This window comes from Bacillota bacterium (assembly GCA_030705925.1).
GTDB lineage: Bacteria > Bacillota > Clostridia > Oscillospirales > Feifaniaceae > JAUZPM01.
The window spans coordinates 1-9,460 of sequence record JAUZPM010000075.1 but is presented as its reverse complement, the minus strand read 5'-3'; the positions used below and the strand labels follow the sequence as shown (position 1 = coordinate 9,460).

Here is a 9,460-nt window from a genome sequence, read left to right as displayed (position 1 = left end):
ACCGAGAAGAACAGAATAACGGTGAAAACTGCAATTAGGGGCAGGATGGTCTTCAGCTGACGACCCAGATAGGCTTCAGCTCCTGAACGGATAGCGTTCCAGATTTCCTGCATTTTGGGGGTGCCCTTATCCTCCTTCAGGACTTGCCTGCGCAGCAATAGAGCGTAGGCGAGGCCGAGAAAGGCAATGAGCAGCACAACGTAGATAGAAATAGTTTCAAATGCGCTTGCGTTTTGCAGACTGGTCATAGTATTTGCTCCTTTGTATGTATTTTTTCGTTAGAAAATAAAATACAAAAATCTCAGCAAACCTTAAGTGACTGGTTAACTACAAACAGTACATACCGTCAGAACACGAAATTTTCATATTCTAAATATCAAGTATGTAACGCATACTTAAGCATTAACGGGTTTTGGAGCACAAATATAAAGTTATTTTCAATAATGTTTTGTGAAACGGCTTGATAAATTAACTGAAAATTTAAAAAAACATTTCCCTTTTATAGACTATACCACAAATGTAAGAAATTGTCATAATGCTTTTCCAACAAACTTTATTGGTATATTTTGGTGTATATTTAATTCAAATTTTAATTTGATTTGTGAATTACCTTTCCTTTTCACGATTGTTTTCGTGCCCTGTGCTTTGCTATGACTAAAATTTCGTTGCATAACAGAATTTTCAACAATATTTGAACTTCTGATGACTTTTCAACAGCAAAAGGACGCGCTGCAAAATTTTCATTTTGCAATACGCCCTTTATTCTGTTCTATAATTGTAATTGCATTTGTTATATCAAACTTAATTTTTGCAAGTTTACGTGTTGAATATTGCAAATAAAAACATTTTCGCTTTCATACGTATTAATCTTACAGCTTTTAGCAGAGAATTAATAATCGTTATTAAAAAATAACTGCATGTCAATAGTAAAATGTTTACAATTTATATTGCTATACTCACACATTTGTAATTATACATAAACATTAGAATGTTTAACCAGCTGTTCTTTATTCATTATTACACTATTGACATTTTGCAAGTTGGATGCTACAATTCAATCAAAGTTAAACATCACAAATGGCAATGAAGCCGGTTACCCATTATTGTTTATGGGTTCCGGCTTTTAATATTTCCGAGGGTAATTCAATTCAATACAGGCAATGAAGCCTTATCCGTCAAGGATAATGGCTTTTTTGTTTATATAAACCAATATGAATTTGGGGGAATTAAGATGGCAGAACAGGTAACAATGAAAAAAACACTAGGCCTTACTGGTGTAACAGTCAATGCCATGGCATTGATTGCACCCGGTGCGTTCCTATGGCTTACCTATCAAATGCAGGCGTCCCAGACCGTTAACGGTGAATCCACTGCAAAAGACATGTTTGCCGGTCTTGCTTTCGCGCTTGTTTTGGCACTTCTCACAGCTATATCCTACGCAAAGCTTGCAACCCTGTATCCCGAGGCCGGAACCGGAAGCTCCTATTATTTTGCAGAGCACGCTTTTATGTCCACTGAAAAGCTTTCTATTTTTTCTCGTATCAACAAGTTCGTCGTGGGCTGGTTTTCACACCTCTATTATTGGGTTTACCCGGGCCTGATGGTCGGCATGTTTGCCATACTCCTCAACTATATTACGGGTCAGTTCGGTGTTAGCCTCTCCATTCCGGTTCAGATGCTGATTGCAGTTGGCTTATCGGCCATTACAGGATTTGTTGCATACCGCGGAGTTTCAGGTTCAACAACCTTCAGTGTGGTTATTAATATCATCCAGATTGTTACAATTATCTTTATATCTGTGCTTGCAATTGCATACAGGCTGTCAAATCCGCAGCATGTCACCTTTGTTTTTACAAATCCGCTTGACATTGTCATGCCTCATAATTTTATGAATGTCATGTATCAGTCTTCAATTGCCATACTCGTTCTGGTAGGATTTGAATCCGCAACGGCACTTGCCGCCGAATCGAAATCCATTAAGCACGTCAGCCGCGGAACAATTCTGTCGCTTGTGCTTCAGGGTCTTATCTTCTATTTCTTCGAATATTTCGCCGCCAACGGCTGGATTAACACCTCCTATACAGGAGTAGACAGCACTGGAGCACCGGTGAACGGTTTGGGGGCCGCAGCTAATTCTGCCGCACCAATTGGTGATATGGTTAAGAATCTCGGTGACACTCTGTTAAATAATTCCGGCTTTATCTGCATGATTCTCGTGGCTATCTCCGTAGCCATCGCTGTATTCGGAACAACGCTTTCTTGCATGAACACTGGCGTGCGCGTCACTTACGCCATGGCAAAGGATGAGGAAATGCCAACTGTCCTGAACGCTCTTCATATTAAGCATGCCACTCCGCATACTGCCGTTGTGATTATCACAATTGTATCCGCTGTAATCGGCGCATTTACGGTTATTAACCTTACAACGCTGACGGCCGTCACCTTGATTTCTAATATAGGCACCTTCCTGCTCTATGGAATGACCAACCTGATTGCCTTGGTTGCGTTCTGGAAGCAGCCGAAGAAAAACCCGATTACGGCAATCATTATTCCGATTCTTGGCGCGATTGCCAATATCGGCATGCTGGTCATAGTCATCCTGCTCGCAATTGTTTCGGGCGGAGCAACCATGATGTCTGCACTTATCGCCATTGGTGTTTCAGTTGTCTGGCTCATCGTAGGTATCGTCTACTTCAGACTTCACTCCAAAAAGGCAGGCAAGACCATTTTGGTTAAGCAAAACGCAGAGGCATAAAAACCTATTGCATAATTGAATGAAATCTGCTGCAAAAGTGCCCTTTCATGATTAGAAAGAGGCCTTTTGCAGCAGATATATAGTTAAATCAATAATTCGCTTTTATGTAAATTTTCAGCAAACAGTTTCTGTAACGGGCTGTTTGATAAACGGGAGCGCTGTTGTTATGATCAATACAATGAAAACAAAACTAAATATTGATTTAAATGTGCAGTGCTGCACGGACAAAGGTATGGTACGCGAGAATAATGAAGATTATTGCGGCTATTTCGTACCTGAAGATAAAAGAGTAAAAGAAAAACTGGGAAGCCTTTTTGCCATTGCAGATGGTGTCGGCAGTTCGCGGGCCGGTGAAGTTGCAAGTTCGGAAGCGGTTAATGTTCTTTTGCAGGAATATTATTTCGGAGATTATACCGAAAAAAATATTGAAAGGTTTAAATCGGCCTACCAATTCACTGCACTGCATATTTATGATTTGGCTGAAGCCAACGGCAGCTGCAATAAAATGATGTGCACACTCACCTCGCTTTTGATCAAGGATAACAAGTTCTATATTTCACATGTCGGAGATTCGAAAGCATTTTTACTCAGAGACGGCAATTTTATTCAGCTAACCAAAGATCATAGCGTCGTCGGTAAGCTTTTGAGAATGGGTTTTATTACAAAGGAACAGGCCAGAACACATCCGAATAAGCATGTTATACTCCGCTCACTGGGTGAAAGGCCAATATTGCCTGCTGACTTTTATTCCGGAAATGTTCAGGAGGGTGACGTTTTCTTTTTATGCACGGATGGAATTTTTGAACATTTCACTGACGAAGAAATACAAAATTTTCTAGTAGAAAAAAGGCATGTGAGCGAAAGCATAGACAAATTAATAGAGATTGCAAATGAACGCGGCGGCGAAGATAACATGACCGTTATGTCGATAGATATTAAATAATAATATTTGAAACAATATTGTCGGCACTTGTGCTCTTGTGTTTACTTTTTTAATAAACTTGATATAATATAATTATTTAAATTTGATTGCAAGGTGGTGTTATTTTATATGGTTAAAGTAGAATGCATAATACGCCCAGATAAAATCGCAGGTGTAAAAGACGCAATATCGAACTTTGGCGTGCACGGCATGACGGTTACGGAAGTAATCGGGTGCGGCTTCCAAATGGGTCATACGGAAGAATTGAATTGGAATACAGAATTGAACATTAATCTGCTGCCCAAAACTAAAATCGAAATGGTTGTGCCTGACGAAATCGTTGAACAAGTTATTTCGGCCATTATAAAGGCGGCAAAAACCGGAGAAATCGGCGACGGTAAAATCTTTACTTCGCCTATAACCGACGCTATTCGTATTCGCACTGAAGAACGGGGCGATAAGGCCATTTAAGATTCTGTAAAAATTAAGCCCGGACGGAGTGTGACAAGATGCCCCAGCCTGAAATCGGAACGGTCATAGGTGAAAGGTATAAAATTATCGGTACTCTGGGTCATGGCGGATTTGCCGGAACCTATCTCGCGGAGGACTTACAGGGAAACAAAAAAGTGGCACTGAAACTTCCCGAAGTCAGCCAATTGGGAGATCCTGCTGTTTATGAACGTTTTAAACGTGAACTTTCCATTGGAAAACTCTTACAGCATCCGGATCTCACTGTTGCAATCGATTCTTCTGAGGGCACTCCCCCCTATCTTGTATTTAACTATCTGGAAGGCGATACTCTTGCTAAGGTGTTAGACGAAGGGAAGCTATTTCCTATTAATGTAACCACAGATATGGTTGCAAATCTGTTGGATGCCTTAGATTACTGTCATAAAAAGGGTGTTTGCCACCGAGACATTAAACCGGAAAATCTGATGGTTGGAAACGACGGCCATTTAAAGATTATCGATTTCGGGATTGCCATGATGAGTAATTCCCCTAGGGTTACATGGAGGGGCTTTTCCGGGCTAATCGGCACACCAGAATATATGTCTCCTGAGCAAATTAAGGGTGAGCGGGGAAACGAAAAAAGCGATATCTATGCTGTAGGATGCCTTCTTTACCATATGATTGCCGGATTTCCGCCTTATAGCGGAGACAACCCAATGACAGTCATGTATCAGCACCTCACTTCAACACCAAAACCGCTGAATCAAATTAAGCACGATACTCATCCAGCAATTTGGGCATGTATCTGCCATGCGATGAGAAGAAGAAAAGACGAGCGCTACAGCACCGCCCATGACATGGCAGAGGATTTACGTCACTTGGATGAGGTGGATTTGAAATATTCTCAATTACCTGATCCGCCAATGGTCGCTGTATCACAAAGCAAGCACTTTAATAAGTTTCTCTGGTTGATTATCGCTGCCGCCGCAGTTGCAGCTGCAGCCTTGGGAATTCTGCTGTATATATTCAACAGATAAATTGCAGTAAAAGGGGCTGTTGCAAAACAGCCCTGTGGAAAAAAGTCGAAGCAACTTACCCAAAAAGGGTTGGCTGCTCCGACTTTTTGCTTTAGAATTTTGTTTTAATGCTGAATTAGGGATGAACAAGACAATGCTCAATATTTTTAGAGAAAAAATGTAGATATTCGTTTTGCTTCTGATGCGCATCGACCTGAATATGTAGGCGCTAATATTCAAAAAATGATGTCTTTGTTTACCTAGATAATAAAAATAATATTTGGCGGACCAAGCTCCCGCCATACTGGGTTAACGTACCTAATGAGCAAACTGGGGACCCTGGCACGATATCGAGCTTCCCATTTTGTTTATGACATGAACAAGCTTTAAAATTCAAGTTAGTGTACTCACCGTGAGTAAGTCTGGAATGCTGGCACGTTACTCACCGTGAGTAAGTTTGGAATGCTGGCACATTACTCACCGTGAGTAAATTATTCCCGCTTTTTCCTTGACTTATGGGTACAAAACGATGTTGTGCCGGTAATGTCAGCAATGGAAAAAGAAGAATGCCCGCACTTTACAGAAACAGCGAACGAATAATCCTACGGCTGTGCTATTGGTTAGACGGGCAGAAGGGAAACCACCATGGCACTTGAAGAAAAACGACTTGAACGCTTGTAATAACCTCCGTCAGTCCACACAAATGATAGGCGGGGGATGCTTTTGAATATTGCTGCCTTAATACGTAATAGATTACGCATTATAATAGTGGACAGTAAGGGGGATGCCTAGTGAAAAGCTACAGTTCAAGAGATGTATTAAGGTACTTGAAGCGGATGGATTGTATTTCGTAGGCTGCGACGGTGACCACTGGCAATTCAAACACACAATTAAAAAAGGGCGAACAACAATAATGCACCCCTGAAAGAACATACCAATAGGTACATTGAAAAGTATCGAAAAACAAGCGGGAGTTAAATTTCCTTAATTCCCGTCCCCTTACCCTATAATGAATGGAGGCATTAACATGTCAAGTAAAAACAGATATTCATTTATTGCTGTGTTCAATTATGCAGAGGATGGAATTTCAATCTCATTTCCTGACCTTCCCGACTGCTTACCCTGCGCATCTACAGAGGATGAGGCTTTTAAAACCGCCCAAGAAGCGTTAGGTCTCCACTTGTGGGGCATGGAACAAGATGGGGAGGGGATACCCGCACCTAGACCGTTAAAAAATATTGAGGTTCGCAACAATGAAGTGGCGGTTATGGTGGAGGTATTTATGCCGCCGGTTCGGGAGCGGGTAAATAACCGTTTTGTCAAAAAAACACTTTCCCTTCCCGCGTGGCTGGCTGCACAGGCTGAAAAAGATAATGTGAATTACTCAAAACTTTTGCAATCTGCTTTAATAAATTATTTGGGAGTAGATTCTCCAAACAGTCAGAACTATAAACAGGGCTAAATTTATATAAGATAGATTGTAATATAACAATAGAACGTATTCATAATGTAGAGTCACATATTGCTGAAGCAGAGTGAAAAAACCCGGTAAGAAAAGAAGTAGCTTCTGGATTTGCCCCTGATTTTACTGTTAGTTCTTTTGACGAGATAATAGCGATTGTGAACCAATATAATTGCTTATAGACTTTTTCTTCAAAGTGCTTTATCTAAAATCTTATCCTTTATTTCGTAATCACCGTGAGTAAAATGAAGTAGAAGGCAGAAAGATTACATGGATTTTGGTAATAGATCAAATTAACGGGACGGCTAATCAGCCGTCCCGTTTTATCTTGAAAGCAGATTTGCAATTATTAATCGAATAATAACATCAACAGCCTGCTCATACCGTTCGAAGGAAACATAAGGATGAACTTTTGCTGCATCAACACTGGAATCTTTGTATGTATCAATTACTTGTCCGATTTTTACCTGAATGGCCTCCGGTGGAAAGTAATCGAGGTAAACATTTTCGAAACTTTGGATCGATTGCAAAGTTTTCAACGGCCTGAAATCGGGATTGTTCTGCAGATATATCTGTTCATTTTCCATCCAGTCTTGTCTTGCACGACTCCGACCACAGAGCGCATAATCATCATGAGACGAAAAGCTCTCAATTACAGGCCGGGAAATAAGCTCAATCCAAAGCATATCGGTCAGCAAATGAACAAAGTATCCTAGATAAAACGATTTTTTGTCTAAATCGGTCTCGTTGCTAACATAAGCATTATAAAAGCGGCTGTAATGGATTGGCGAATCCCAATTAGAGGGTACGTCTGTCCAATGAGAAACAGCACGAGGGGGGATGTAACTTTTCTTTCCGTTGTCGGTGAAGACCGGCATACCGCTGTCAGTTGCAATGCTCCCGACAAGATAATTTTCCATATTGACGTAGAGATTCAGCTTTTGAATAACAGCGTCAGCTACCCTAAGGTGCGTTATCCAATATGCCATTATAGAACCACCTCAAATGCGATTTATATTCCTATTCGTTTGTTCAAAGCATAGCACAGATTGAAGATATCTGCAATTTTACACAGATGAGTTGCTTTTTTTGAGTTCTTCTTTACAATACAAGTGAAGCACAAGTGTACCCATATAAAATTTTTATTAAGCAACTGGTAACAAAATATGTAAATGATAAGGGGTGGAATTTAAAAGAGATTTATGTAGATGACGGATATTCTGGCACTAACTTTGATCGTCCCGATTTTAAGCGAATGATAAATGATGCTGAAAATGGGAAAATTAACTGTATTGTTACCAAAGACATGAGCCGCTTCGGACGTGATTACATTAAAACTGGGCAGTATGTTGAAGAGTTCTTTAATGAGAATAACATTCGCTTAATCGCTGTTACTGATGATTTCGACAGCATGAAGGATGATAACGGATATTTCGCTTTTAAGAACATAATGAATGAATGGTACCCCAAAGATGTATCAAAGAAAGTTCGGCAAGTTAAGAAGAGCCGTGCACAACAGGGTAAGTTTATGGGAAGCCACGCACCTTATGGTTATATCAAATCGCCAGCAGACAAGCATTTACTTTCATTGATGAGTCTGCTGCTAAGGTTGTTCGTCGAATATTTGATGAGTTTCGTTCAGGCGCAAGCGCTCGTGGTATTAGTGAGAAGCTTAATATCGAGAAGATCGATTCACCTCGCTTTTTTTGTTTTAGTAATGGCAGTGGTCAAAAACCCAAAGCAAATGAACACAATAGTTGGTCAAGCTCCACGATATTAAGTATGATTAGAAATCAAGTCTATATTGGTAATATGGTACAAGGAAAACGTGAAGTCGTATCCTTTAAGAAAAAAACACGTCGTGCTGTTGATCCTTCCCAGTGGATTATCGTCGAGAACACTCACGAACCAATTATTGATCGTTCTACTTGGGATGATGTTCAATCTAGGATAGTTAATGGAAAACATCATGTTCGTAGGACAAAGTCAGCAGACAAAATCGGTCTATTTTCAGGTTGTGCTATTTGTGGCGATTGTGGCTTGAAATTGGCATATTACAAAAGAAATAGTTATCGATGCTCGTTATTCAATAATGCTGGAAAAGAAGCTTGTTCACCGCATTCAATCCGGGAATCTACCTTGTCGGAATTTGTACTAAATGATATTCGTCATTATGCAGTTCTTGCGAAAGCCGTGCGTGACAAAATCCGCCAACGGCTGATTAGAGACATGAGCAAATCACGCATAAACGAGACAAAGCTTCTGGAAAGAAAAATCAGTGAATTAGAAGCAAAACAGAGGGAAAATTAAAATGCACTCAAGGATTTATACATAGATAAATGCAACGGAATAATTACAGATGTTCCGTTTTTATCTATATCAAAAAGTTTATCCATGGAAGTTCAAAACATCCCCGAACAATTAAAATCATCTTACGATGCTCTACAAGCGCAAAAGAGCATTCAGGGCAATGTTGATGAATGGTTAGATTGCATCGAAAGCTGCCTTGATGTTCGAGAGTTAGATCGGTCTATTGTTGCAAAGCTGATTGACAAGATCATCGTGAGTGAAAAAGTCGAACACGAAGGTAAATCCTACACGCAGGACATCATTATCCAGTATCGTTTTGTCGGTAACATTTCCGACAAAAACGAAGAGGCACCGCTTAGTTTCCTAAACGATGCCTAATCGAAACTTTCTAGTCAAAAGTTTAATGGGAGTATGCTCGGACAAGCATACTCCCATCATGGCGGAGAAGAAGGGATTTGAACCCTTGCGCCGGTTACCCGACCTACACCCTTAGCAGGGGCGCCTCTTCACCACTTGAGTACTTCTCCGTATGGTGAAAATGTTTT

At 40.4% G+C, this 9,460-nt stretch carries 9 protein-coding genes, 1 tRNA gene and 2 pseudogenes; 9 read left to right on the top strand and 3 right to left on the bottom strand.

Features of this window, described 5'->3' with window-relative positions:
• Positions 1 to 248, bottom strand: a 248-nt coding sequence (locus tag Q8865_10000; protein MDP4153747.1) for a sodium/proton-translocating pyrophosphatase, incomplete at its 3' end; no start/stop codon positions are given.
• Between the two features lie 983 nt (positions 249 to 1,231).
• Here Q8865_10000 and Q8865_09995 point away from each other — a divergent pair.
• The 6 genes and pseudogenes from Q8865_09995 to Q8865_09970 all read left to right on the top strand — a co-directional run bounded on the left by Q8865_09995 (position 1,232) and on the right by Q8865_09970 (position 6,605).
• Positions 1,232 to 2,755 carry an APC family permease gene (locus tag Q8865_09995; protein MDP4153746.1) on the top strand — a complete coding sequence of 508 codons (1,524 nt, stop codon included), beginning with the start codon at positions 1,232 to 1,234 and terminating at the stop codon, positions 2,753 to 2,755.
• Positions 2,756 to 2,921: 166 nt separating this feature from the next.
• On the top strand, positions 2,922 to 3,698 hold the full coding sequence (locus Q8865_09990) for a protein phosphatase 2C domain-containing protein (GenBank protein ID MDP4153745.1): 777 nt from the start codon (positions 2,922 to 2,924) through the stop codon (positions 3,696 to 3,698).
• A 108-nt stretch (positions 3,699 to 3,806) separates the two neighbouring features.
• Complete coding sequence (locus Q8865_09985) at positions 3,807 to 4,148, top strand: P-II family nitrogen regulator (protein MDP4153744.1); 342 nt, start codon at positions 3,807 to 3,809, stop codon at positions 4,146 to 4,148.
• Positions 4,149 to 4,186: 38 nt separating this feature from the next.
• The gene (locus tag Q8865_09980) at positions 4,187 to 5,164 is read left to right on the top strand and encodes a serine/threonine-protein kinase (protein MDP4153743.1); all 978 of its coding nucleotides are present in this window, start codon (positions 4,187 to 4,189) and stop codon (positions 5,162 to 5,164) included.
• A 770-nt stretch (positions 5,165 to 5,934) separates the two neighbouring features.
• Positions 5,935 to 6,065, top strand: a pseudogene (locus Q8865_09975) (addiction module toxin, HicA family).
• 105 nt (positions 6,066 to 6,170) lie between these two features.
• Complete coding sequence (locus tag Q8865_09970) at positions 6,171 to 6,605, top strand: type II toxin-antitoxin system HicB family antitoxin (protein ID MDP4153742.1); 435 nt, start codon at positions 6,171 to 6,173, stop codon at positions 6,603 to 6,605.
• A 323-nt stretch (positions 6,606 to 6,928) separates the two neighbouring features.
• Here Q8865_09970 and Q8865_09965 read toward each other — a convergent pair whose 3' ends face one another.
• On the bottom strand, positions 6,929 to 7,594 hold the full coding sequence (locus Q8865_09965; protein MDP4153741.1) for a zinc dependent phospholipase C family protein: 666 nt from the start codon (positions 7,592 to 7,594) through the stop codon (positions 6,929 to 6,931).
• A 134-nt stretch (positions 7,595 to 7,728) separates the two neighbouring features.
• Between Q8865_09965 and Q8865_09960 the strand changes: the two are divergent.
• The 3 genes and pseudogenes from Q8865_09960 (at position 7,729) to Q8865_09950 (ending at position 9,293) form a co-directional block, all read left to right on the top strand.
• Positions 7,729 to 8,118: pseudogene (locus tag Q8865_09960) on the top strand (recombinase family protein).
• A gap of 107 nt (positions 8,119 to 8,225) precedes the next feature.
• Entirely contained in the window at positions 8,226 to 8,915 is a 690-nt protein-coding gene (locus Q8865_09955; protein ID MDP4153740.1) for a recombinase family protein, read from the top strand.
• An 84-nt stretch (positions 8,916 to 8,999) separates the two neighbouring features.
• Entirely contained in the window at positions 9,000 to 9,293 is a 294-nt protein-coding gene (locus Q8865_09950; GenBank protein MDP4153739.1) for a DUF4368 domain-containing protein, read from the top strand.
• Between the two features lie 59 nt (positions 9,294 to 9,352).
• On the opposite strand, the gene Q8865_09945 is transcribed toward Q8865_09950, so the two are convergent.
• A tRNA-Ser gene (locus Q8865_09945) sits at positions 9,353 to 9,442 on the bottom strand.
• Positions 9,443 to 9,460 lie beyond the last annotated feature (18 nt).